The organism is Pseudarcicella hirudinis, from assembly GCF_900115665.1.
Lineage (GTDB): Bacteria > Bacteroidota > Bacteroidia > Cytophagales > Spirosomataceae > Pseudarcicella > Pseudarcicella hirudinis.
Genome location: NZ_FOXH01000009.1, coordinates 76,389 through 101,565, shown reverse-complemented (window position 1 = coordinate 101,565; position 25,177 = coordinate 76,389). Strand labels below are relative to the sequence as shown.

14 protein-coding genes are annotated in these 25,177 nt (G+C 40.5%); 4 read left to right on the top strand and 10 right to left on the bottom strand.

Annotation, left to right across the window (positions count from 1 at the left end; genetic code table 11):
- Position 1 precedes the first annotated feature (1 nt).
- Genes BM179_RS15760 through BM179_RS15740 form a run of 5 tightly spaced genes read right to left on the bottom strand, consistent with a single transcriptional unit; the run spans position 2 to position 7,116 of the window.
- Positions 2-322, bottom strand: coding sequence for a hypothetical protein (locus tag BM179_RS15760; RefSeq protein WP_092018115.1), 321 nt, complete (start codon positions 320-322; stop codon positions 2-4).
- Between the two features lie 37 nt (positions 323-359).
- Positions 360-1,961 (bottom strand): FAD-dependent oxidoreductase, encoded by a 1,602-nt coding sequence (locus tag BM179_RS15755; RefSeq protein ID WP_092018114.1) that lies wholly within the window; start codon positions 1,959-1,961, stop codon positions 360-362.
- 21 nt (positions 1,962-1,982) lie between these two features.
- Positions 1,983-4,130, bottom strand: coding sequence for a hydantoinase/oxoprolinase family protein (locus BM179_RS15750; RefSeq protein ID WP_092018113.1), 2,148 nt, complete (start codon positions 4,128-4,130; stop codon positions 1,983-1,985).
- 41 nt (positions 4,131-4,171) lie between these two features.
- Positions 4,172-5,467, bottom strand: a complete 1,296-nt coding sequence (locus tag BM179_RS15745) for a citrate transporter (RefSeq protein ID WP_092018112.1) — start codon at positions 5,465-5,467, stop codon at positions 4,172-4,174.
- Between the two features lie 23 nt (positions 5,468-5,490).
- Positions 5,491-7,116 (bottom strand): DUF4127 family protein, encoded by a 1,626-nt coding sequence (locus BM179_RS15740; protein ID WP_092018111.1) that lies wholly within the window; start codon positions 7,114-7,116, stop codon positions 5,491-5,493.
- A 327-nt stretch (positions 7,117-7,443) separates the two neighbouring features.
- Between BM179_RS15740 and BM179_RS15735 the strand changes: the two genes are divergently transcribed.
- From BM179_RS15735 to BM179_RS15720, 4 genes are all read left to right on the top strand, one after another.
- Positions 7,444-10,476 carry a SusC/RagA family TonB-linked outer membrane protein gene (locus BM179_RS15735; protein WP_092018110.1) on the top strand — a complete coding sequence of 1,011 codons (3,033 nt, stop codon included), beginning with the start codon at positions 7,444-7,446 and terminating at the stop codon, positions 10,474-10,476.
- Between the two features lie 92 nt (positions 10,477-10,568).
- Positions 10,569-12,344, top strand: coding sequence for a RagB/SusD family nutrient uptake outer membrane protein (locus BM179_RS15730; RefSeq protein ID WP_092018209.1), 1,776 nt, complete (start codon positions 10,569-10,571; stop codon positions 12,342-12,344).
- Positions 12,345-12,420: 76 nt separating this feature from the next.
- Positions 12,421-13,569, top strand: coding sequence for a glycoside hydrolase family 10-like protein (locus BM179_RS15725; RefSeq protein WP_092018109.1), 1,149 nt, complete (start codon positions 12,421-12,423; stop codon positions 13,567-13,569).
- A 20-nt stretch (positions 13,570-13,589) separates the two neighbouring features.
- Entirely contained in the window at positions 13,590-14,813 is a 1,224-nt protein-coding gene (locus BM179_RS15720; protein WP_374754584.1) for a n-acyl-d-glucosamine 2-epimerase, read from the top strand.
- 91 nt (positions 14,814-14,904) lie between these two features.
- Here BM179_RS15720 and BM179_RS15715 read toward each other — a convergent pair whose 3' ends face one another.
- The 5 genes from BM179_RS15715 to BM179_RS15695 form a co-directional block, all read right to left on the bottom strand.
- The gene (locus tag BM179_RS15715) at positions 14,905-17,190 is read right to left on the bottom strand and encodes a glycosyl hydrolase family 95 catalytic domain-containing protein (RefSeq protein WP_092018108.1); all 2,286 of its coding nucleotides are present in this window, start codon (positions 17,188-17,190) and stop codon (positions 14,905-14,907) included.
- A gap of 42 nt (positions 17,191-17,232) precedes the next feature.
- Positions 17,233-19,032, bottom strand: a complete 1,800-nt coding sequence (locus tag BM179_RS15710; RefSeq protein WP_092018107.1) for a glycoside hydrolase family 35 protein — start codon at positions 19,030-19,032, stop codon at positions 17,233-17,235.
- 652 nt (positions 19,033-19,684) lie between these two features.
- Entirely contained in the window at positions 19,685-20,239 is a 555-nt protein-coding gene (locus BM179_RS15705; RefSeq protein ID WP_177219425.1) for a hypothetical protein, read from the bottom strand.
- A 96-nt stretch (positions 20,240-20,335) separates the two neighbouring features.
- A complete protein-coding gene (locus BM179_RS15700) occupies positions 20,336-22,093 on the bottom strand; it encodes a beta-helix domain-containing protein (RefSeq protein WP_092018106.1) in 1,758 nt (585 codons plus the stop codon).
- A gap of 85 nt (positions 22,094-22,178) precedes the next feature.
- On the bottom strand, positions 22,179-25,025 hold the full coding sequence (locus tag BM179_RS15695) for a TonB-dependent receptor (RefSeq protein ID WP_092018105.1): 2,847 nt from the start codon (positions 25,023-25,025) through the stop codon (positions 22,179-22,181).
- Positions 25,026-25,177 lie beyond the last annotated feature (152 nt).

Here is a 25,177-nt window from a genome sequence, read left to right as displayed (position 1 = left end):
GTTACTTTTCCTGCAAAACACGCATAAAGTCTGAGGCAATAAGCTCTTCCTGATTTCTGGTTAAACGCAGGCCTGCCTGATCTATGAAGAAATGGGCTAATTCATGTGCCAGAATCAGCTCTTTCTCCATAGATGAGTTCAGATTTATGGTAACAGATTTGTCTTGTTTGTCAAATTCGCCATGCGTTACCGGAAACCATGCTGCATAAGCAATCTTAATTTCTGCCATTGCTGCAATTTTGAAAACATCTCCGGTTCCGAATTTCTTAAAGATATAATTCGCCAGTTTCTCCCCGGTCAGATCCATTGCTAATTCTTCCATCTTTTTGCATCATTCTGCCGACCTTACAACTAAGTTACTACATCGCATGGATATGGGGATCACCTTCTTCTAAATTCAGGTTTTCCGGCCATTCTGTTTCGATGCCACTTTTCATTAAAATACTTTGAAAAACCTGAAAATGCTCTGAATCATTTCTCACCTGTCTCGGAGTCAGTTCTTCAGAAAGACAAAAAGCAAGCAGGTTTCCTATCGACTCTCCCACATTCCATTCTATAGGATGCACACGGTAACAGCCATTGGTAATATGTGTTGTGCCGATATTTTTACAAACCGGTAAAAGGTTCTCTACCCGTTTCGGAATCAGGGCCCCTAACGGAATCTGAAAAGGTAAACTCTCTACATCCACATAATTATCTCCTCCGGTGCTGGGATGCAGGTCAATCCGGTAATACCCCAATCCTACCGAATCCTGAAACTTCTGAGCGGTTTTTTCAGGGAAACGAGCCTGAGCAGAAATATGCTGTTCTTTTATCGTAAACTCCGCCCTGATACGTCTCGACTCCCGGATATAAGGATACTTGATTAATCCATCTTCTGTTCCAACCACATCTGGACGAAGTTTCAGCCCTTTCAAGCCTTTTTCCGTTTGTAAGTAATAAATAAAAGACAAACTCTGCTGTTTGGCTTCCTTAATCATCCGTGCCCTCTCCTCTCCTGAAGCATTGCATAAATCTCCCAGCATATAATCGATCTGCGGATAATTCACCAACGTAATGTCTGAAAAATAAATGCCCCTTTTGAAATTGTCTTTATGAATAATCCGGCGATAAGTCCACAAACCCGCAAAGGCCTTGTTCGGTTCATTATTTGGCATAAATTTATAATGAACAGGTTCTAATGTTCTTGGGTTCAAACCAGTCAGACTCAATAATTTTCCACTCCATGCCGGAGTGATCTGAGGAATAAAATCTTTCCAGAAATCATATTTTTCAGGTTTTTCAATGGTCCAGTCCTCATCCGGATGGTAACTTAATGCGAAGCAAACCGAAAACGCCTGACAATTATGAGGATCTGCTTCGTTTTTTGCACTTGGTTCACCGGTATCATTTCTGCTTTCAGATCCTGTAACAAATTCTGTCTTCGTGATTGGCAGTAAATCTCCCAGCTCGGTGGCATCTACAAAATACTTTGCAGTGATTTTCGTATTTTCTCCTGTTTTTACATTTTGTATCGTCACAGAATTCACATAATCCCCTTCATTTTCAGCCTCTAAAGCAATACATTCTTTGAGAATTGTCAGCTGACTGGAAGCAGTGTATTTACCTAAGATTCCCTCAATAACCTGTAAAAAAACCTTAGGTTCAGCACACAAAGGAGAAACCCAGCCATTTCCCGGATTTAAAACCGGGTTATTCAATGCTTCTTCGGTCAGTTCATAATTTTCCCTGTAATACTTTCTGACATTCTCCCGGAACAATCTGTAACTTTTGGTACTTCCGAAACGTTCGATCCAGCCATGTTCATCCGGAGGAGTTGCCTGGGCAGTAAACTGCCCGCCCAGCCAGTCTGTTTCTTCTGTTACAATCACATTCAATCCTGCTTCACAGGCAGCAATAGCACAGGCACAACCACCAACGCCTCCGCCAACAATTAATATATCTGTTTGTAAGAAATTCATATCCAATTGATTGATTTTGAACTACATTAATGAAGCGACCAGCACGATTTTCTCCTCCCCGGGGAAATTTTCAAGCTCTGCTGATGCCAGTGCCAAAGCCTGCTCCATATCCGCCAGACCCGACAAGTTAATAATTCTTGCCCCGATCAGGATATGCACATCCGGAAGGCTTCTTCCGGCATCTCCAAAACTGGTCAAACCGGTAATTACTTCTTCCAGCACCTCCAAGGACCGGGAAACGTCTGTTGAATAAACTTTTGCATTACTTCGCTGAAAACGAATCACGCCTGACTGATCAATTACTCTGATAATATGCTGAGTAGTCTTAAAAAGGCCAAAGAAACTTTTCCTGATTTTCTCATGCGAAAATACCCACAAATGGGAAGTCTCAGCACTAAATATCACCTCTTCAGCATCAACCTGCATAGATTTTGAGGCTTCGGCTTTACATTGATCTTTTGTAATCTTTTTAGCAGTATTCTGATCTTTCTGTAATTCAGTCGTTCCAAATGCAGTGGCTCTTACAAGATTCCTTCTGGTATCAACCTCAACCTGTACCTCAATACTTTCAGGTACCGCTCCAATTTTGATAACCGCTTCTGCCGCTTCTTTTCTGATTGCCAGAATATCTTCCGGTCCCGGATCAACAATATTTCTTTCTACCGTATCTCTTACCATCGCTAAAGCGACACCTATAGTAGAAATCACTTCAGCTTTTTTGGCAAGTCTGGCAGGTAAATTCATGATTTTTCCGGTAAATAAAACCAGAGAAGCCGCTCCTCCTCCGCCGCCAATCAGTTCAGCCATATTCCTGTCCAGATGATACTCCTTAATCAGTTCTTCTATCTGATCAGCTACTTTCCGGCAGGAAATTTCCAGCACTTCCAATGCAGTTTCTTCTATCGTTTTCCCGATTTTATCTGCCAGGGGTTTAAAAGCACGAGCCGCAGCTTCCCTGCTTCCTTTGGCAAAAGCCGTTGAAGGAATAATTTCCAGAAGGTTTGCCGCACAGGTTGGTGTTAAAGAGAAACGTTTTCCGCCGGAAGTTTCTATGGCAATATAATCATCAGCATCTTTTTCCGTAGGTCTGAGATGTACCAGCGTCGCTCCTTCAAAAATTTCCGGAGACTGAAAACAGGCATATTTTAATCCGGCAATATGAGCTGAACGCGAACCGACATCTACAATTTTCCCCTGAGCTTCACGAATCATACTTCCTCCGGCAATCGCCAAAGTTCTGACGTCGAGCGTATGTAAATACGTCCGGTGTCCTCCCACTCTGGCAGATTTTGTCTGAGGTTTTCCGTCTTTTATGACAGAAATATCAGCACTTGTTCCGCCAACTTCTATAAAAATCCCGTCAGAAACCTTTTCATGCATCAAAGCCCCCGCAATTCCGGCAGCAGGCCCTGAAAGCATCGTCATAATCGGGCGGCGATTAACCTCCTCAACACTCATTACCCCTCCATCCGAACGCATAATCATCAGAGGAGCCGTAATACCTGCCTGTTTCACACACTGATCTGTCATAGCTGCCGTATGAATCATTTTCGGTAAAATAGCAGCATTAATGACAGCAGTTCTTGTTCTGGTTCTTAATCCGTAAAGCGTAGAAACCTCATGGCCGCTGGTTGCCAAAAAACCGGAGTTTCGGGACTCCCGGCAAATCAGTTCTTCATTTTCCGGATCATCAACACTGAATGCCTCGGAAGCCACGACTACCTCTACACCTGCTTCCCTGAACCGGTCAAGTTCTTTTTCAATCTGCTTCTCCGAGATTTCTTTTTGTAACAGAAAAGCATGTTCGGTATTTAAAAAACGGTTGGGGGCTAATTCAATAGCCGGTATAAAAGTGTCAATCCTGGCTTTTAGCCCTTCCAATCCGTTTCCGGTTCCCAAAACTCCTACTCTGGCAACGTCTCCTTCCAATAAAGCATTAGTTGCCTGGGTAGTAGAGTGAGCAATAAAAATAACTTCTTCAGGAAGAATCCCTAACTCTGATAAGGCCTGATTAATGGCATTGATAATTCCCAGAGCAACACCTTCTTTTACATCGTGTGTAGTAGGAACTTTCAGTTGTGATATTACTTCTCTGCTGGAATTATCGACAACTACCACATCTGTGAATGTCCCCCCCACATCTATGCCGACTCTGACTTGTTTCCTCATAATTAAATTCTTTTGGGTCGTGTTACAATTTCAGGAATACATTACAGAAACATGATTGCTGAAAATATCAGCCCTGTGATACAGACTATTACCAAAGGTATTATTGTCTCCTTTGTAAGTTCTTCCACCTGTACACCCACGAAATTGGCAATCCAGACATTATGGGTATTGGTCGGATCGCAGATATTCTGCACCTGCTCTACACACATAATAGCTGCCAGTAATGCCATAGCAGGTAAAATATGAGTCCCGAACATTATTGTAAAAAGACCTATTCCTATTCCGAAAATATTCAAAGGCCCACGGTATAATGACAAAGGTGACAACAAGCCAAAAAAGGCCACATAAAAAATCGCTGAACCGAATGGCAATGAATTGATAATCGGTTCAAGTGCCAGTTTTATACCCGGTAAATTGAGGGCATTCAGGAGCATTCCGATGCCCATCATCAGCAAAGCAGCCGGGGTACCATCTTCAATTCCCTTGATGGCAGAAGAAGTCAGGGTTTTAACCGCATTCCGCCAGTTGGTAGTAATGACAGCAAATAAAGATCCTATGATAAAAGCAGCAATAAAATCTATTTTTATGCCGAAGAAATTAAAGCCAAAAAACAGTAATAAAGGAATCAAAGGGGTCAGAAGAGCAATTAAGGGCACTTTCTTCTGTGAAGTTCTTTTTAATAGTTGCTCTTTCGTAACAGCTGACATCAGTAATATATCTCCGCTTCTTCTGGCCGCAATCATTGAATAAATAAAAATTGCAATAAGCATCAACCCCATCAGTATAAAGCCAAAAGTAAGAATCTGGGGAGGCAGTAACTCATCGTCATGAAGGCCTAAAAGCTGACGATATAAAGTAAACAGAATCGGGTTGAAAATAAAGCCTGTTCCAAAGGCCAGCAGGAACAAGGTTCCGGCCAGCTTTCGGGGTATGCCTAGACTCATCATAATGGGTAAAACCAGAGAACCTAAGGTTATAATCGCACCTAATCCCTGTAAAGTAGTGAAAAGAATAATAGTAACAGCCATGAGGCCGAAAGATACAATCAGGGGTTTTTCACCGCCAAACTCCGCGGCACGTTTGATAATTTCTTCTGCAATTCCTGTCTGCATCATCACACGCCCCATCATTGCCCCTGCAAAAACGGCTACATATACCGAAACGAGTTTTGTACTTCCCTGACTTACAATCACATTCAGAATATCAACCAGGGGTAATTTTGCCAGCAAAGCAACCAGCACGGCTATGGCCGGAAGTGCAAGTAATGCCGGAATTTTTCTGGTAAACATCAGAATGGCAAAAACAACGAAAATAATGAGTAAACCTGCTGCAATCATTTGAGAATTCCGTAAGTGGTAAATTATTTATTTTTCCGAATATTCAGTTTGAAATCTACTTCTGCCTCAAAAGCCCTTTCCCATGGCAAATCAAAGTACAAATCCGACAAGGTACATTGCTTTCCGCTTGCCGGCGAGAAATAATTTTCAGCAACATCTGATGCAACAGGCTGCAAAGCCTTGAAACAATAATCTTCGATAAAGCTGGTCTGGTCTTTGCTAAGTCTCAATGAATTCCATCCATTCTTTCTGATGATTCCCTGCGCTTTCGGCCTGATTACTGAATGATACGTGTAGTCATCCAGCAAACGATTCAGCATAAACCATGTCTGTGAATAACCCATTCTGTTCAGTATTTCCTGAGAAAGGGCTTTTCCCTTTTTTCCGGAAACATTTATTCTTTTTTGGGCAACTCCCGACAAAAATCCATGCGGCAAGGCTGTTCCGATGGTATTTCCTGCGGTATTCCAGCAGGCATATCCTAAAATATCAGAAAAAACATGCTCTTTTTTCAGCATTTCAGTAAAATTAATATCTCCGCCCTGTACATCACCTTTCGGGTCAACGTCTGCAATGATAATTCCTTTTGGCTGAGAATGGCTGTTTAATTGATGAGAAGCAATTATTTTCTCCGCAAAACGCTTTGTCAGGGCTTCATCCGGTCTTGATGCGAATACATAAAACAGAATTTCCGCCTCCTTTTCATCCTCCACTTCTCTGGCTCCTACTGCCCTGATATGAAAACTAACGGTTTTCCGTAAAGGTTTGTCTTCAAAAGGCATAACTTTATCTCCGGCAGCCTCAGAAGAGTAAATGGCTTTAATTTTCGGATGATAGGCATATTTGTCTGACATGGCATGTGCCAGTAAAAGCATTGATACTTCATCTGCGCCCGGCTGCAGGGCAATCCGCTCAGATAACTTCTTTTCAGCAATAATTTTTGCCAGGGTTTCACGATCCTTTACGTGCACACCTCTGGGTTTGGCATCATCCTGCGATAAAATCAGATAATCAAACACTCTCTTTTCTGCCAGATCAATTGATAATTTATTGATTGCCAGATCTCTTTCACGAGCCTTTTTATAATTTTCAAGCGCTTCTGCCGGAATTTCCTTTTCCAGCATGTTCTTTTGTGTAAGCTCTTTTTCATCATCGGCTATTTCTGCCCAATTGGCCAGTTTCTGACGATAAGCTTCATTCTTCTGATCACCGGTTGGAGCCAGCCTCATAATTACACTGGAACCGTAGATTTTCATTTGAGGTGCTTTCCGGCGGATTTTCTCAATGATCCTCATCTTTTCCAACGCCTCCTTTTCCGTAGTACCATATCTTCTGGAAGCTACCAGACCTCCGTAAGCAAGCATATCCACTGAGATAATAGCAGCATCAAAGGTTTTTAAATCCTGTTTATCAATCCACTTGCCAATCTCCTCTGTTTTTCCGGGATCAGTAAACCAACCCAGCAATTCTTTGGGAGGACTCACCAATTCCACATCATTGATCAAACCCATTCTGACAGGAAACTGCAAACAAGGAGGGCGGTCGTCCAGTGGAATCAACAAAACTCTGGAAGAAAACGGGGTTTGGGCTTTGACTGAGAAAAACAGTCCAAAAAATAAACAGAAAGGAATAAAAGAGTTCAGTTTCATATTGAAAAGGTTCAAAAAACTAATAAAATCACGAATATAAGATAAGACAAATCCTGCATATAGTCCCGCCTGAAATCACACACTCAAGCCCAAAATGAAGCAGACTGTGAGCAAAAGTCGAAATAAAAATCAAATATCCCAATAAACTTTAGAAATATTTTTATAAACTTTTATAAAAATTTTAAATAAGTTTTATATGTTTGTAAAAGAATCTCACACAACATTATTCATTCCGTTCAAAAGTAATCCCTACATCTGTGTCTTAATTAGTCATCGGTTGATCTGATAATAACCCATTTCATTTCCATTTAACCAATATCAAATTCTATGAAAAAAACAGTACTAACTATGTTTCTTATGGTATTTTGGGTAAGCTCAATGGCTCAGAATATAAAAGTTTCCGGTCATGTAAGTGATCAGGAAAATAACGATGCGGTCATTGGAGCAAATATTGTAATTAAAGGTTCGAATAAAGGGACGATCACCGATGCCTCCGGAAATTTCTCTTTATCAGTTACGGATGGAGCCACTTTGGTTATTTCAAGCGTGGGTTACAATACAACAGAAGTAATTGCCCATGCCAGTATTCTTACTATTAAACTCAGCTCTACTAATAATTCTCTTAACGAAGTGGTAGTGGTGGGTTATGGCAGTCAGAAAAAAGCCAACCTGACCGGATCAGTTTCTCAGTTCAAGGCAGATGATCTCATTAAACGACAAGTGGGAACTACCAGTAATTTATTGCAGGGTATTGCTCCAGGGGTTTCGGTCTGGCAAGGTTCGGGAAAACCCGGTGCAGATGCTCCTACCATCAATATCAGGGGAACAGGTTCTATCTTTTCCGGAACGGGTCCGCTTATTCTGATTGACGGGGTGGTTTCAAGTATGGATAATGTGGATGCTAATGCCATTGAAAGTGTAACTATCCTGAAAGATGCGGCTTCTACTGCTATTTATGGTTCCAGAGCTGCCAACGGCGTTGTTTTAGTAAAGACCAAACGAGGTGGAAAAGACGGAATTAAAGTAAGTTATAATGCTTTTGTTACCCAGCAGGTGGCGACAAATATTCCGGAAAAGGTTTCGGCGGTGGAGCATATGGAACTTAGTAATGTTGCGCAACGCAACCAGACAGGGAATCCGAATGCTTATGTTTTTCCACAGGCACTTATTGATAAATATAAAAACAGCAAGCCTGATAATCTTGAAATATTTGACAATGACTGGGTTAAACTTCTGTTAACCAACAGCGGTATCATGCAGAATCATAACCTCACGATTGATGCAGGTTCTGAAAAAGCCAGTCTTTTCACTTCAGTTTCATACCTGAATCAGCAAGGTTTAATCCCCAATAACAGCTTCAATCGCTTTGATTTACGATTGAATCCTGACATCAAAATCAATGATAAACTTCGCATTACTTCTAACCTGTTCTTTAACCAGACTACCAGAATAGAACCGGCTGGCTCATCTCCTGAATTCATTATTCGTCAGGCTATCGGATTACCGGCAACAGGACCTGCTAAATTCGGAGATGGGATGTATGGCGATGCCGGACAGTCTAACCGAAGAAACCCACTGGGACAGGCAGAATCAAGCGGTACTTACCGGGTGAGCACTCCTACTTTTCTCGGCAAAGCAACTTTAATTTTCAATCCTGTGAAAAACCTCGATATTGAGGCTTCTTATGCAAGAGAACAATGGTTTCCGAATGGTAAACGTTTCCAAAAGAATTACGACGTTTATAGCCCGAATATAGCAAACAAAACCTATGATTTTATAGCAAAATACCCTGGGACAAACAGCTTATCAGAGACTTATTCTACCAATGTAAGAAGTACAATTCTGGCACAGGCTACTTATAGTTACAAAAGAGGAGATCATGAGGCTAAAATTCTGGGAGGTTTCCAGACAGAAGAGCTTACGGCAAGCAGCATCGGTGCTTCAAGAACTGATTTTGTCAATGAAAATCTACCTTATATTTCTCTGGGAGGAGCTAACCGCGATAACTCAGGAAGTGCTTCTGAAGTGGCTTTGGCAGGCTTTTACGGTAGATTAAACTATGTATACAAAGATAAATATTTACTGGAAGTAAACGGAAGATACGACGGATCTTCCCGCTTTTCACAGGCACTGAATCAACAATGGGGATTTTTTCCTTCGGCTTCCGCAGGATGGGTTTTCACGAATGAAAGCTTCTTTGCAAACGCAGTACCTGTTATCAAATTTGGTAAAATCCGAGCTTCATATGGTGTTTTGGGTAATCAGGCTGTTAATGACAATTATCCGTTTGCCTCTACCTATACTTCCGGAACTGACTACTATTTCAACAATACCATCAATCAGGGTTTTGCCTTAACGGATGCAGCCAATGCAGGAACAACCTGGGAAAAATCAACACAAATGGACATCGGTCTTGACCTGGTTTTAGCCAAAAGACTGAGTATTACCGCTGATTATTATTCAAGACAGATTTCAGACATTTTACTTAAAAAACCTATTCCGTCTTATGTGGGTTTAGGTCCTGCGCTTGTCAATTTAGGAAAAATGGAAAACCGCGGATGGGAGTTTTCAGCTACTTATCGAAACAAAATCGGAAAGCTGAAATATGATGTAACGGCGGTACTGGCAGATGTGAAAAACCAGGTTCTTGAATTACCGGGCGTTCCGTATCTGGATGAAGGTTTGCTGCGCTCAGCCGTAGGCAATCCACTTCGTTCTTATTTCGGATACAAAGCCATCGGATTCTATCAGTCGAAAGAAGACATCACCTCAAGCCCTCCGACCTTCTTTACACCTAATCCGGGCGACATAAAATATGCTGACATTAACGGAGACGGAAAGGTTAATGCAGATGACCGTACTTTTATTGGTAACAGCTTTCCCCGTTATGAATACAGCATCAATATCAATCTGGCATATGGTATTTTCGACTTAAATATCTTTGGTCAGGGGGTTGGATCTAAAGAAAATTATATTTCCGGAACAGGAGCTTATCCATTCTATGCAGCCGATTTCATTCCTTCTCTGCTGGCAATTCATAAAGACTACTGGACTCCGGAAAATCCCAATGCAAGCTTCCCGCGTCTTATGCCGACAATCGGTATAAACAGTACAAATTCATCATTTTGGGTAAAAAATTCAGCGTATTTCCGCCTGAAAAATGTGAACCTGGGTGCAAAACTGCCTGAAAAATTAGCTAAAAAACTGGGTATGAATTCTGCCCGTGTATATGTCAGTGGCCAGAATTTATTTACCATTACCCAATTCTGGAAAGGTTTTGACCCTGAAATCAACAATAACAGCGCAGAGTTTTATCCATTGATGACAACCTATACTGTCGGTCTGAATCTGAAGTTCTGATCGTAAAATGCCAAACATGAAATACTGATATGTCAGGGTTCAGCTTTTCTGAAATCACAGCAGGCATATCGGTTTACCCCAACTTGAACAAAATGAAAAAATACATATATCTTTTATCACTTGCTTTCACATTGATAAGCTGTGAAGATTTCCTCAATCGTCAACCTTTAGATACCCCTTCAAGCGTTACTTTTTACTCCAATGAGGCAGAAATAAAAATCGGCCTGACAGGTGTTTACAATGCTTCTTTCTGGAATAGCCGGGGATCGGTTCCGGACTTAAAAAGAGTTGAAGCAACAACAGACTTAATTATTTCAAGAAAGTCTGATCCTGAGGCAATTATTGCCATGGGTAATTCCGGACCTTTTGTTATCGGAAATACGATGTCTGACTGGGGATGGACGCAAGCTTATAAACTGGTATCGAGAGCCAACGATTTCCTGGAAGGGATGAAACGCGGAGAAAGTCTGACTTCAAAAGCCAGTTTTGCACGTATGAGAGGAGAAGCACTTACCCTCCGTGCCTGGGCTTACTTAAACCTGATTACCTGGTACGGAGATGTGATTTTTTATACCAAACCCTTACAACCTTCGGAGTTTGAAACTCAGGTTACAACCGGCAGGGAAACCATTGCAAAAGCACTTTACAAGGACCTTGATGAAGCTTATGCAAGTCTGGATTTAAATCCCGCAGACCGTGGAAGAATCAATAAAGCTTTTGCCATGGGAATAAAAGCAAGATTAGCTATGCTTATCAAGGATTATGCTACTGCACTTGATGCGACAAACAGCGTTATTACCGGTGGAAATCATGGATTAAATCCAAACTATCAGGCTTTATTCACGCTGGCAGGTCAGACCACTAATAACGGAAAAGAAGTAATTGCAGCGATGATGTTCCCTGCTGAAAACCCCAATATTGTATCATGGCAGGTTGTGGGCTATACACCAAGACAGACATTGGGAGCGCAAAGCAACAACTTTCCTACACAGGCATGCGTAGATAAATTTGAATGTACAGATGGTTTAAGAATTGATGAGTCTCCTTTATATGATCCTGCTAACCCTTCCAGAAACAGAGACAAAAGGTTACGCTGGACTTTGTATATGCCTGGAGATACGATAGAAGTAAGAATGGTAAAAGCACAAAGTCTTCCTTACCAAAATCCGAATCAGCGTTTTATTTATAACATTCATACGGATCAGGTTTTCCGCTATAACTGGAATACGTTAAAATATGATGTGGTAAACGGAAATCCTGATTTCGTAACTTCTGCCAGTAGTGTATGGCAATATGGCTCTACCGGAGCAGTTGGAGGAGTTGGCTATGTATGGAGAAAATATAATGATCCGGATCAATATGCCTGGGAACTTAAAACCCCTTTTATCCTGATGCGCTACGCCGAAATTCTCCTAACCTATGCTGAAGCAAAAATTGAATTGAATCAGATTGATGCTACAGTAATTGACGCGATTAATGCAGTAAGAAGAAGATCCGGACAACCTAATATCATTCTCTCAAATCAGACAAAATTGCGTCAGCTGGTAAGAAGAGAAAGAGCCGTTGAATTTGCTACAGAAGGATTAAGACTATTTGATATTCGTCGCTGGGGTATCGTAGAACAGATCTTAAACGGCCCGATCGCAGGAGCGGCTATTAATCCGGCTGATGTTCCTTCAATCCCTTCATTCGGTGCCAAAGGTTCAGTTCAGGATCTGAATGATATTCCGGATTATTCATCGAGTATTTCAAAAAGAATAAAAAGCCGGAATGAAACACGTACCAATACCGCCAAACATACTTTATGGCCTATTCCACAGGGAGAACTGGATAAGAACAAAAATCTGAAACAAAATCCGAACTGGTAATGCCTGATTGTCAGGGGAAGAAAGGACAATCTCTTATTCCCCTGACAGGTTTAATTTTTCCAATACATATCTCAAAATGAACAAAAAAAAGCTATTGCTGCTCAATTGTCTGATTGCCATAACATTCTTCAGTAATTGCCAGAATTCCAACAAAATTCCTGATACAAAAACACCTGATTCTCCTTCCGCTTCAAAATATCTGCGCGGCGTTTGGCTTACCAATGTCGGCAGCGATGCACTTTATACTCCTAACGGGATCAATGAGGTGGTGAAGAATTGCAAGAAAAGCGGTATCAATCACATTTTCGTGGTGATGTGGAATAAAGGGCGTACACTTTATCCTTCCAGAGTTATGAAAGAAACTTTCGGGATAGAAATTGAGGAAGCATTGAAAGGCAGAGATCCGTTGCAGGAATTAATTACAACGGCTCATAAGGATTCTATCAAAGTATTCGCCTGGATGGAATATGGTTTTGCAGCAGAAAACAATGGTTTTGGAGAACACATTCTGAGAATAAAACCGGAGTGGGCTGCGCTCGGAGAAGATGGAAATGTAGTCACCAAAAACGGTTTCAAATGGATGAATGCCCTGGATCCGGTCGTTCAGAATTTCATGCTATCACTGCTCAAAGAGGTTGTTATCAACTATCCGCAGCTTGATGGCATTCAGGGGGATGACCGTCTTCCTGCTTTACCTTCCGAATGCGGTTATAATCCTGAGGTACTTACAGCATATAAAAAGGAAAATAACGGACTAGTCCCTAAAAACCCTAAAACTGATGCCGTCTGGGTAGATTGGAGAGCAAATAAATTAAATCTGTTCGCTCAGAAAATTTACACCGAACTCAAAGCGATTCGTCCTGCCTTAAAAATAGCCATGGCTCCGAGTATTTATCCTTTTGCCAAAACGGAGTATCTGCAAGACTGGCCAACCTGGGTTGCCAATGGCTGGGTAGATATTATTTCTCCCCAGATTTACAGATATGACATCACAGCGTATCGTAATGAGCTCAATAAAGTTGTGACACAGCAGGTTAACGGCAGCTCTCCCGTCGTTATCGCTCCGGGAGTTTTATTAAAAGTAGGTACTTACACAGCATCAGAAACCTTTTTACAACAGATGATTGATGAAAACAGAGCCAAAAATGTCAATCATGAAATCTTCTTTTATTATGAAGGGATTAAATCCCTGGAATCCTTTTTTCAGAAATATTCACAAAAATAAATTATCAGGTCCTGTTAGTTATGCCATTATTATCACCAATCAATAATCAGATTCGTACCAACATGAAATTATATGCTGAACAATACAAAAATGAATTGTTTCACAACATTCTTCCTTTCTGGCAGGAACATTCATTAGACAAAGCTCAGGGAGGTTTTTTAACCTGTCTGGAGCGAGACGGAAAGGTTTTCGACACCGATAAATTCATTTGGTTACAGGGCAGGCAGATCTGGATGTTTTCCATGCTTTATAATGAAGTATCTCCTAAAAAAGAATGGCTGGACGTTGCATTACACGGAGCTGATTTCATGGAAAAGTTTGGCAGGGCTGAAGACGGCACCTGGTATTTTTCATTAACAAAAGAAGGAAAACCACTGACGCAGCCTTACAATATCTTTTCGGATTGTTTTGCTACGATGGCTTTCGGACAGCTCTATAAAGCCACAAAAGTTCAGCGGTATGCCGATATTGCGCTTAACACTTTTAACAGTATTTTAGAGCGAATCCAAAATCCTAAACGCAAGTGGAGCAAAGCATTTGAAGGAACAAGACCTTTAAAGAATTTCGCTTTACCGATGATTCTCTGTAATCTTTCTCTGGAAATTGAACATCTGTTAGATCCGGCAATGGTCAGTTCTCTCATTGATAATTGCATTCACGAAGTAATGGAGGTTTTCTATGATCAGAAATCGGGGTTAATCCTGGAAAATGTAGCGCCCGACGGTTCGTTTGTTGACTGTTTTGAAGGCCGGCATCTAAATCCGGGTCATGCCATAGAAGCCATGTGGTTTATTATGGATTTAGGGGAAAGGTTAGGAAAACCAGACCTGATTGAAAGAGCCAAAGAACTTACCCTGAAACACCTGGAATCTGGCTGGGATCAGGAATACGGAGGTATTTTCTATTTCCTGGATGTACTTGGAAAGCCATCACAGCACCTTGAATGGGATCAGAAACTTTGGTGGGTTCATGTGGAAACACTGGTAGCTTTGGCAAAAGGATATCATTTAACCAAAGATCAACGCTGTCTGGAATGGTTTGAGAAAGTCCATCAATATACCTGGGAGAAATTCAGAGATCAGGAATACGGAGAATGGTTCGGCTACCTCAATAGAAAAGGTGAAGTGCTGTTACCATTGAAAGGCGGTAAATGGAAAGGCTGCTTCCATATTCCGAGAGCATTATTCCAATGCTGGAAAGTCATGGAAAAAATGGCAGAAACTACCTTTAAAGAAGCTGTTTAAATCACTTCCCGGGTATCCTTACCGTGTTCTGTGGCTCACAGAACACATGGAAGTAACAAAAAGAGATGCCCGCTGAGCATCTCTTTTTGTATTATTCATATCCGTTTTTCAAAACGATTTGCCCTCCTTTTTCCATCCGGAGTTCAAAAAAACCGGTTTCCAGGTATTTCCATTTTACTGACTTCAAAGATCTGACAAAATATGTTTTGAAAGGGCTTTTTAACAATACCATTCCTCCTTTTTCTGAAACAATTTTCACTTCGTCAGTCAAACCGCCTGATCGCTTTGCACTTACTAAAAAGGCTCCTTCTGCTCTCAGATTTTCAAAACTCAATTCTTTCCATTCAGACGGAATTGCCGGAAAAATTTCAATATTGCCGGTATAACTCTGTAATAACATTTCCTGAATTCCTGAAGCAAAAGCAAAATTTCCTTCCAGCGTAAAAGGTCTGTACGTAAATTGTGATTTACCCGATCTGGTCTGATCTCCGTTGAGGTGAAAGGAATTGACAGAACAAAAAGCTGTAGCAAAATCTTTGAGGGCTTTGGAAGCTCCTGCTCCGTCCTTAGCCCGGGCTTTCATATTTCCCAGCCAGGCATACGAATAACCACACCAGTATGCAGGACCGATTTTATCCAGCAAGGCAATCGTATTTCTGATAATTTTCTGATCTTTCTCTCCGTTCTCAACCCTGATTTCCGCCAAAGGGTGAATTGCCATAGCATGAGAAAAATGCCTGTGAGAAACATTATAGGGCATTTGTGGGGCAAAACTCAATTCGTCATGCTCACTCAGCGCATAATCGGGAAATTCACTCAGAATCTGTTTAAAGTGCGCTGCTTCCTTATTTAATTTTAATTCAATGGCCAGTTCTGCGGCTTTTCCGAATACATATCTCATCAATGCCAGGTCATAATTGGTATTTTCCTGAAACCAGGCAGAAGCACTGTTATCATTAATCTCCGGACTAGAGCTCAGTGGTAACTGACGTTTACCATTTTTATCAAGATATGTGATCTTTTCCAGGTGTTTTGTCACTTCTGAAAACCAGGGATAAGCTCTTTTCTGAAGAAAAACCCTGTCCATACTATATCTCCATTGCCAGTAAAAATGTTGCGATAACCAGGCCGAAACAGTCGGAGAAAAGGAATATTGAATCCATCCTCCCATTTCTTCTCCCGACAGGGTAGTCACCCCCGGAACATTCAATCCATCTGTACCGTAAAACCATTTCGTGTATCTCTTATACCTTGCTTTATTCTGATCAAGGTGATTAAGATAGCCCAGTCCTTCCTCCAAATGATTGGAAGCATAACCTGGCCAATAACTCAGCTGTGTGTTAAGGTCATGATGAAAATCACCTTTCCAAGGCGGCAGACGGCCGTTATCGGCTGTCCAGATGGCTTGCAGTGAAATTGGAGGGGCATTTTTTCTGGCAGTACAACCAAATTTATACTGTTCCAGATACCATTGTCTTTCCAAAATAGAATCCGGCAGGGATATAGCCGATTTTGCCCAAAAGTTTCTCCACCAGCTTGCATGAGAAACAAATGCTTTTGAAAAAGCAGCAGATTTCTTTAGCAATAATGCCGCAGAAGGCCTGGCACTTTCCGGATAATGTGCAGCAATACACCATACGCCTTCAATGGTGGAAGAAGAAGTTTTTGCCCATTTTACACTTACTTCGTAATAAAAACCACCCCATCCCTGCTGAAGATAATAAAGTGAATTTCCTGTTTTTATCACTTTCCCCTGTTTATAGCCCAATCTGCTTAAATCATCTCCTTCTACAGAACCTCCTGCCTGCCGATCTATTTCTCCCTGATATTTCGGAGGAATCAGATTGCAGGTCAATGATTGTATATTTTCAAACTTAAAATACCCGTAAGGAAGACTGGCATGAACAAATGAACTCATTTTAATCCCGTTTTCCCATTCAGTAACGGCAACAGCCTTTTCAATATTCAAACCTGATTTCAATACTTTTCCCCAGCCGGAAATATCAAATTCAAGTCCTGCTCCGGGAATTTTGCCGGGAGCAGGTTCTCTTTCATAAGGCTCATCTCCCTGTTTCTGAACCGGAGAATAATCTCCTTTCAAAACCTGTTCTTTCACCCATTGATATGTAAAACCAGGCTGATGTAATCCTTTCATAGGACGTAAATCCCATAATTCAGCATGATCCAGCGAAAGTCTCAGTTTCTGGTCTTTCTGCCATATCAACTCTCCGATCATCCCATTCCCAAGCGGTAGTGCTTCATCCCAGCGTTTAGGTAAATCCTGAAACTGCAAACCATGTTCTGAAACATTTTTTTGCGCTTCTACCCCGAAAACAGACAAAAAGACCACAAAAAAGCTAACAATACATTTCCTCATAATACTATTGTTTCCCAAAACCTTCCGGTTCTGAAATATTTGCTATTCTATTGATTTAAAACCACTGACCTGATTCCCTTCTGTCTGATGAAGGTCAAAAACAACTACTTCATTTTTGCCTTTCTTCAACCATACCCCAGGACAATATAATCTTTTCTGAGGGCCTTTTTCCCAATATCTGCCAAGATTTCTGCCATTTACCCATACAATTCCTTTTTTCCAGTTGCTCATATCCAGATAAGTATCACCGGTTTCCGGCAAATCAAAACTACCTTTGAAGAAAATGCCCGGCTTTTCAGTAGTTTTTGCCAAAGGTTTTAATTGCGTAAGGTAAGCTGAATCAAATGGTAATAAAAAAGTCTCCCAGTTCATCAAGGTCATCCCATTGAGCGTAACCCGATCCGTAATTCCCTTTCTGTCTATCATATACTGGGCAAAATTAATATGTCCCATTCCCTCCACAAAAATTTCAAGCACAGGATCTTTCACCTCCGATTTTGGCAAAGGGATTGTCCAGTTTCCGCCGTCACGGTAAATAGAACCTACATATTTCCCATTGAGGAAAACAGTGGCATAGTCATGAGGTTCGGTGATGGTCAGGCTGCCGCTTTTATGTCCGATAAGTTTGGTACGATACAACATAAAGCCACTATTTTGTCCGTAAGCCTCCATCGGTTTTGGTTGCGGAGCGTATAAAGCTTTAGGTAGGTTTTCCCATAAAGAGGCCCCGGGAATCAATTTGAAAGACGGAATCTCAATTGAAGGAATCGGAGCTGGAAGCTCAGGAATATTCTTCACATATTGACTGATTAACTTCCGGATTGCAAAATATTTAGGTTTGGGTGTTCCGTTTTCAGCAATTGGCGCATCGTAATCATAACTGGTTATATCAGGCTGATATTCTGTCGGTTTAAAAGCATTGGCTCCGGCCCAGTAGCCAAAATTAGTTCCTCCGTGCGCAACATACAGGTTCACAGATCTTTTAGTATCCAGTAAAAACTTAATTTCCTTTAATAAACCTGTGGTATCTGGTCTTGCCCATTTCTCACCCCAATGAGTAAGCCATCCGGGATAAGTTTCACTGCTGAAAGAAGGCACATTCGGATTCTGCTTTCCGGCCTCTTCGAAATCCCTTTCACTTGATCCGGAATCCAGTCCAATAGCTGCACCTTCTACAGAACCGGCTTCCAGCATAAAAGGAGTTGGCCCGTCGGCAGTGTAAAATGGCACATTGATTCCGTTGGTAAGCCAGAGTTTCCGAAGGGTTTCAAGGTATTTTTTATCGTTTCCATAACTTCCGTATTCATTTTCTACCTGTACCATCAAAATCGGGCCACCTTTTGAAACCTGTAAAGGAGCCATAAGTGATGATAATTTCTGAACGTATTTTGTAACAGCCTGCATATAAACAGGATCCATGCAGCGCAATTTTATATCGGGGGTTTTCAGAAGCCAGGCAGGTAGTCCACCAAAATCCCATTCAGCACAAACGTAAGGACCCGGACGAAGCAAAACCCACATACCTTCCTCCTGTGCCATTTTAATAAATCCGGTGATATTATGGTTTTCGGTACTGAAATCAAATTTCCCGGGTTGTTCTTCATGATAATTCCAGAAAACATAAGCAGCAATCGTGTTACAACCCAGCGCTTTTGCCATTTTAATACGGTGGCGCCAATACTGAACCGGTATTCTGGCAGGGTGCATTTCAGCAGAAATAATCTGAAAAGGTTTTCCATCCAGTAAGAACTGGTCTTTCGATAATTCAAATTTATGAGGCCTTTGCGCAAAGATTACAGAGTGTAGACCTAGAAAAAGAAACAAAAAGATATATTTTTTCATCAAGACAAGTATTAAATTTCCGATTTACAATTAAAAGATTAAAAATAAATGCTAATACTCATATAACTTCTTAAATAATACCATTAAAAGGAAATTTAGAGCAAACCGATAAGACAAGTGTTGTGCAAATTCCATTGGTTTACCCTAATGCAGGACAGCTTCAGGAGAAATAATCAGGAATTTGTCTAACTATAATTATTGAGAATAAATTTTCAATACGCCTGATACAAAGCATATAATAAGTTTTATATGGCAATTTGAAAAGATTTAATATTAGATTCCGGAAGGTATTACTTATCTTAGGATAATCAAATTAGGAAGTACGTCAGATATTACCGATAGTTGAATATGAGAGAAATATTCAACACAAAATCTTATACGCCAATATGAAACTTTTATAAAACTATTTGGAATTTAGGCTTTACAGCACGGATCATTAGGTCCGTGCTGTTTTGTTTTGGCTCATATACGCAAGAAAAGCCGGGACGATCCGTTCCGGCTTTATCTACAATACACCAATATGAAAAATCCCGTACAGGACCTTTCCCCCCGATCGCTCGAGGGAAAAAGTTTCTTGATAGGAACATTACTAAATTATTATTTTCGTTGTCTCAGTAGTTTTGCAGACATATCACTCTGCTCAATGGATATACTAATATTTTCTGGTCGAAACCCATTCATTAATCTTCCGGTCATATACCAGTGAAGAATCAGGCCATTCTACATAATGTTTCATGCTTAACTCTTTATCCAGGTTACCGTTTTTAACAAGTTCCTGAAATAAATAACGTCCTCTTTCCCTAAGTACTTCTTCCTCAAGGTGAGGCGTATTCACAATTTCTTCAAACTCCTCAGGCATCAGAGAGCCTTGTTTTAATTTAAATTTTCCTAAAACACCTCTGCGGTATTTCAAGCCATTACCTACCGGTCTGATTACAAAAAAGTAATTTGTTCCGTCAGGAGCAGGATAATAATTTTCCAGATAAAAGCTGGGAAGGTTTTTTACGTAGAACGATCTGAATTGAGGTTCAAAGCGGTTTTTATTGTTGGCGTAGGGAGCTTTCAGGTAAATAAAAGTGATGATATTCGTTAGAAGAGAATCTCTGTCAGCATCAGAAAGATATGTACCTGTCTGATATTGATTCGTTTTGGATTGACATGAGGCCAGAATACTTATTAAAAACAAGGCCGCTATTAACTTTTTCATATTGGTAGTTTTAATTCAATTTAAGGATTTCAACAACCGGAATCACAAGCCTTAACTATGTGATTCCGGTTGTTGAAATATTTTTGTCAAAACAGATTACTTGATGTAAGTAACACCGTTTGGACTAAATTCAGTCCAGCCTGTAGTCCAGTCAGTATCTTTGAAAGCACCGATATAATCAGTCTTGGTAAAGAAAGCTGGCAAAGTAGTCGGGAATGAAGCACCTAATAATGCTGAACCGGCAGCCAATACTAAAGTAGGACGGCCTGAAGTCCACAATGTAGAGCTTAAACCAAGTGTAGAAGCATTAGCTAAGCTTTTGTTTCCGGCTAAACCAAGGAACCATTCAGATGGTTTTTTAGTACCGATAAGGATATCAGTTGCAGCAGCAGACTGTTCTTTGTCAGCAATTGCAAAACCTTTAGGGTTAGTAGCGAAAGTGTCACCGTAACCATTTGCACCCCAGCCATCAACACCTGCCAATACTACGTTTTGAAGATCAATATCACCTTTCAACGCATTACCTTTAGCATCACCTTTCTGGCTGTCGATATAAATACCGTTCGGATAACCTGTGATTACAGTGTTATAGATTTTTTGTTTGTTGTTACGACGTAACTGAGCTCCGTTCTGGAAGTTAGTACTGATAGCGATGTTAGAAGAACCTTTAGCTCCGATGATCGACATGTTTGCGAAAATCGCTGAAGTATATGGTGTGTTTGATGAACCGTTAGCATCATTATCACATTCAAAACCATTTGAACCTGACTGATCAGCCTGTTGTGCACCACGGATACCAAGACCGAATTGTACATATCCAGAGAAACCGTTATCAGTATCGAAATCATCATCTAATCCTTTGTAAGCAATCAGGTGTTTTGCATTAACAGTTCCACCGAACCATTCGAAAGAGTCATCCAAACCATAAGAAGCCTGAACATAGTCAATTTGAGTACCCGAACCTACTGAACCGAAAGTCAAAGCATTAACCTCCTGGTTAGGGTTGATAGGAATACCTGCATATTCAACACGTAGATATTTCAAAGATCCTGAGTTATCAGCAGCGTCAGTTCCTCCGTGGAATGCACCATAACCACCTTCTAATTCACGGTTAGCCTGGTTATCAGGAAGGTTGTTCGGTGCTTTTCCGCAAATTACCAATCCACCCCAGTCACCTGCTTCACGCTCACCAACTGCACGCTCAGAAGTCATGATGATAGGCTTATCAGCAGTACCTTCAGCGATTAATTTACTTCCTCTCTGAACAATCAAAGTACCTTTTGTAGAACGTTCACCGATTACCAAAGTACCTGGCTGAATAGTTAAAACAGCAGTTTTAGTAATTGTTCCGAACGTTTTCTCTTCTCCCAAACGAACAAAACCACTCAATTTGTAGATTTTGTCGGCAGTCCAGGTAATGTTACCTTCCAAATTACCGCTAACAACTACAATTTGTTTTGCAGCTACAGCTGTTACAGTAACCGGAATAGTAGTAAGCGCAGAAACCTGGTTAGACTGGTCAGTTACCTGAACTGTAAAGTTTACCACAGAACCGGCAGCGATATTCTCAATTACATAGTCTTTTGTATAATCAAGTGTTTTTTCACCTGCACCTGTTTTAGTATCAAATGGCGCACCGTTTTTCAGAATCACTACTGATTTAACACCACCTGGAGCGTTGATAGTTGCTTTGATCTGTACAGTTGTACCAGCTGTACCTGATAAAGTAGATGTTCCCGAAACTGTAGGAACCGGAACAACCGCTACATCATCCTTTTTACATGCTTCAAAAATTGTTGCCATCGAGAGCAGGAGGGCAATCACTTTAAATGCTTTCATGTTGAAAATTTTCATTGATTTTTGTTATTAGTTAAATTTTAAAATAGAATTGTAGGCTTACTGATTGCTGATATTTTCAGTAATAATTAAAAATAGGTTCTTAGTCCTTTCTAAGTGTATAAACAATTCCCAGTGAGTAAACTCTGCCCGGTACAAATGACTGAATAACCTGATCTGTATTACTGTCAAATGTTCCATCGTGGTTTCCATCCTGAAGAATCAGACTCTTTTGGTTCAGAATATCTGTGATACCTCCTTTGATGATGAAGTTTTTAAGGACTTCTTTAGAGAATGTCAGGTCAAGTACGTTTCTTGGCATTTCATACCAATCCGGATATCCTGCGGCATAAGTATTACCTACGGCGTAGATTCTCTTTCCGATTACGTTGTATAATAAACTAACCTGTGTATTTTTCTTCTGGTTATTGTAATTGATCCCGGCATTGATAATGTAAGGTGACTGACCTTGCAATGGACGGTTATCAGACTGATTGGCTCCGGTTACAGCCCCTAAACTTACACGGCTATAGATAAACGCTCCGTTGAAAACAAGATTGATTTTATTCAGAAAAGCAGATCCTGTAAGTTTATCAAGCGACTTTTTCACTTCAAGTTCCATCCCTAAACTGTAAGCGCTTTCTGCATTACTGAAAGTGATGTTGTTGTTATTACCCCCGGCAAATACTACTTCGATAGGGTTTTTAAACTTCTTATAGAAAGCAGCAATTGAAATTACTTCCGAAGGAGTCGGATACAATTCATATCTGAAATCAAGGTTATCGATTTCTGCGTTTTGTAATTCAGAATTTCCGGCTACAACCCTGTTATTCACGAAGTCATAGAATGAGAACGGAGCAATCTCTCTGAATTCCGGACGATTCAATGTTTTTCCGTAAGCAAAACGTAATAATGACTTTTCAGAGAAGTTATAGGTGATATTGGTAGAAGGTAAGACGTTAGTAAGATCACGGTTATAATTGATCGGAGCACTCTTACTGATGTCATAACTGTTCAGTTTCTGGGTATTTTTCTCAACCCTTACTCCGGCAATTACATTCAGTTTTTTTGTAAAAGAGTAGTTTCCTGAAACATATCCGGCAATCTGATTATTGCTCGCTGAGTATGAATCTGAAGCGTTTGTTTGCTCGTCAATCTTAATACCGTTTGTATTATTGATATTTTCAGGAGAGAAAATCTGATCAATCGGCAAAGCCCCGATATTAAACAATTCACTGTTTGCTCTTACATATCCAAGGTTTCTTGCATCAAATTGTCTTTGCTTGTCTTCATAAAAAGCACCCGCTTTCAATTCAAGTTCTTTATTATCTTCAGATTTTGCCCCTTTTACCAGAACCAGTTTCTGAATCAGGTTAGCACCTGCCATAATCGCATGCTCATCCAGAATAATATTGGTACGGCCAAGGTTAAAAGTCTGTGCCGCTCCGAACGGTACATTCAATACGGGAGTTGATCCTCCTCCTGTTGAATATCTGAATCTTTTATAATCAGGCTGATCACGGAATGAATTGTTATAACCAACAACCCAGTCAATTTTTGTTCTCTCGTCATTGAAATAATGACGACCTAACAACTGACCTGTATAAATACCTCTGTACAATTGATCCAGAGAGCGGATATTCCAGTTACCGCCATTCTCAAAACCATTTCTGTTTACATACTGACCATTACTCATTTGGTTGAAAAGGTTTTTAAATTCAAACAAATGGTTCTGGTTCAATCTCAGAGCCCAGTTATGTAAAGCACCGAAGCGAATTGCATTATTATATTGTAAGTCGTTAAACTTGGTATCTTCATTGATTACTTCTGAATTCTGATTCTGGGTATATCCAAAATCACTTCTTTTCATATCAAAAGTAGTTCTGGTATTGCTGTAGTTAACCGCAGAAATATTTGCCAACTTAAGATCCTCTTTATCAATTAGTTTATAAGCACCGGTAATGGTAAATCTCATATCCGGAAGTGCCGTTGAAGAAACGGGTGTCCAGTTATTTCTCAAAGATTGACCTGCCTGTGCTAAGGCCTGAGGATTTGATATAGCAATTTGTTTTAAATCTGCTGTGCTCGGGAAGAATTTCGGAAGATCAGAATATCCGTTGTTAAAACCCGTCCAGCTATTACTTCCTGACTGTGGCTGGAAAAATTCATTTCCTGTTGTACCGTCACGGAAAGCCCCGCTGGCATCGATGGTCAGATAATTTTCATCAGGAATACTTTTGGTAAAGATTTTCACAACCCCTCCGGCAAATTCGCCGGGCAATTCTGCGGCTGGTGATTTATAGACTAAAATGCGGTCAATCTGATTAGAAGGAATCACATCAAATGAAAATGAACGAACGTCAGTTTCCATACTTGGTGTGAAAACATTATTCAGCATTACTGTATTATAACGTTCATTTAATCCTCTGATATTGATAAAACGATCTCCGAAGATAGTTACACCCGGTACACGTTTTACTACTTCCGCAGCATTTCTGTCGAGCGTTTTACCAATCTGAGCAGCAGAAATACCACTTACAATCTGCTGAGCAGCTTTAATTTCTGAGATTACAGAAACTTCTGTGTTGGTGAGTTTTTTTCCGACAACTCTTACTTCCTGTAAAGTAGAGCCTTCTTCTTCGATAAATGTATTGATTTCTGTTACTTTATCAGCTTCAACTGTAACATTTGGAATGAGCTTTAATTTGTAACCTACAAAAGAGATTTTCAAAGTATAAGTACCTGTCGGCACTTTGCTCAGCGAGAAAAAACCGTTAACATCAGCTGCTGCACCCCTGTTCTGGCCATCAATCAAAATAGTTGCGCCAATGATATCTTCTTTACTGGCTGCATCTTTAATATTTCCTCTGATTGTACCTGTCTGTTGGGCAAAGGTGGAAGCTAATGATAATAGTAATAGAATAGATGATAGTAGAATTCTACAATTCATATTGGTTGTTTTTAAGAATATCTTATAAATAATGTTTGGCTTGGCACTAATCACTGACACAAAAGTAGTTCGGCTACATTAGCAGATTATTACGAGACTATTACCGATAAATTAAGTTTGTGTTATCCAAATATTAAGCGATCGGATGAGTG

Bases quoted from the DNA above. Each gene is read 5' to 3' on its own strand.
- BM179_RS15760 (WP_092018115.1), bottom strand. From the start codon at position 322: ATGGAAGAATTAGCAATGGATCTGACCGGGGAGAAACTGGCGAATTAT.
- BM179_RS15755 (WP_092018114.1), bottom strand. From the start codon at position 1,961: ATGAATTTCTTACAAACAGATATATTAATTGTTGGCGGAGGCGTTGGT.
- BM179_RS15750 (WP_092018113.1), bottom strand. From the start codon at position 4,130: ATGAGGAAACAAGTCAGAGTCGGCATAGATGTGGGGGGGACATTCACA.
- BM179_RS15745 (WP_092018112.1), bottom strand. From the start codon at position 5,467: ATGATTGCAGCAGGTTTACTCATTATTTTCGTTGTTTTTGCCATTCTG.
- BM179_RS15740 (WP_092018111.1), bottom strand. From the start codon at position 7,116: ATGAAACTGAACTCTTTTATTCCTTTCTGTTTATTTTTTGGACTGTTT.
- BM179_RS15735 (WP_092018110.1), top strand. From the start codon at position 7,444: ATGAAAAAAACAGTACTAACTATGTTTCTTATGGTATTTTGGGTAAGC.
- BM179_RS15730 (WP_092018209.1), top strand. From the start codon at position 10,569: ATGAAAAAATACATATATCTTTTATCACTTGCTTTCACATTGATAAGC.
- BM179_RS15725 (WP_092018109.1), top strand. From the start codon at position 12,421: ATGAACAAAAAAAAGCTATTGCTGCTCAATTGTCTGATTGCCATAACA.
- BM179_RS15720 (WP_374754584.1), top strand. From the start codon at position 13,590: ATGCCATTATTATCACCAATCAATAATCAGATTCGTACCAACATGAAA.
- BM179_RS15715 (WP_092018108.1), bottom strand. From the start codon at position 17,190: ATGAGGAAATGTATTGTTAGCTTTTTTGTGGTCTTTTTGTCTGTTTTC.
- BM179_RS15710 (WP_092018107.1), bottom strand. From the start codon at position 19,032: ATGAAAAAATATATCTTTTTGTTTCTTTTTCTAGGTCTACACTCTGTA.
- BM179_RS15705 (WP_177219425.1), bottom strand. From the start codon at position 20,239: ATGAAAAAGTTAATAGCGGCCTTGTTTTTAATAAGTATTCTGGCCTCA.
- BM179_RS15700 (WP_092018106.1), bottom strand. From the start codon at position 22,093: ATGAAAATTTTCAACATGAAAGCATTTAAAGTGATTGCCCTCCTGCTC.
- BM179_RS15695 (WP_092018105.1), bottom strand. From the start codon at position 25,025: ATGAATTGTAGAATTCTACTATCATCTATTCTATTACTATTATCATTA.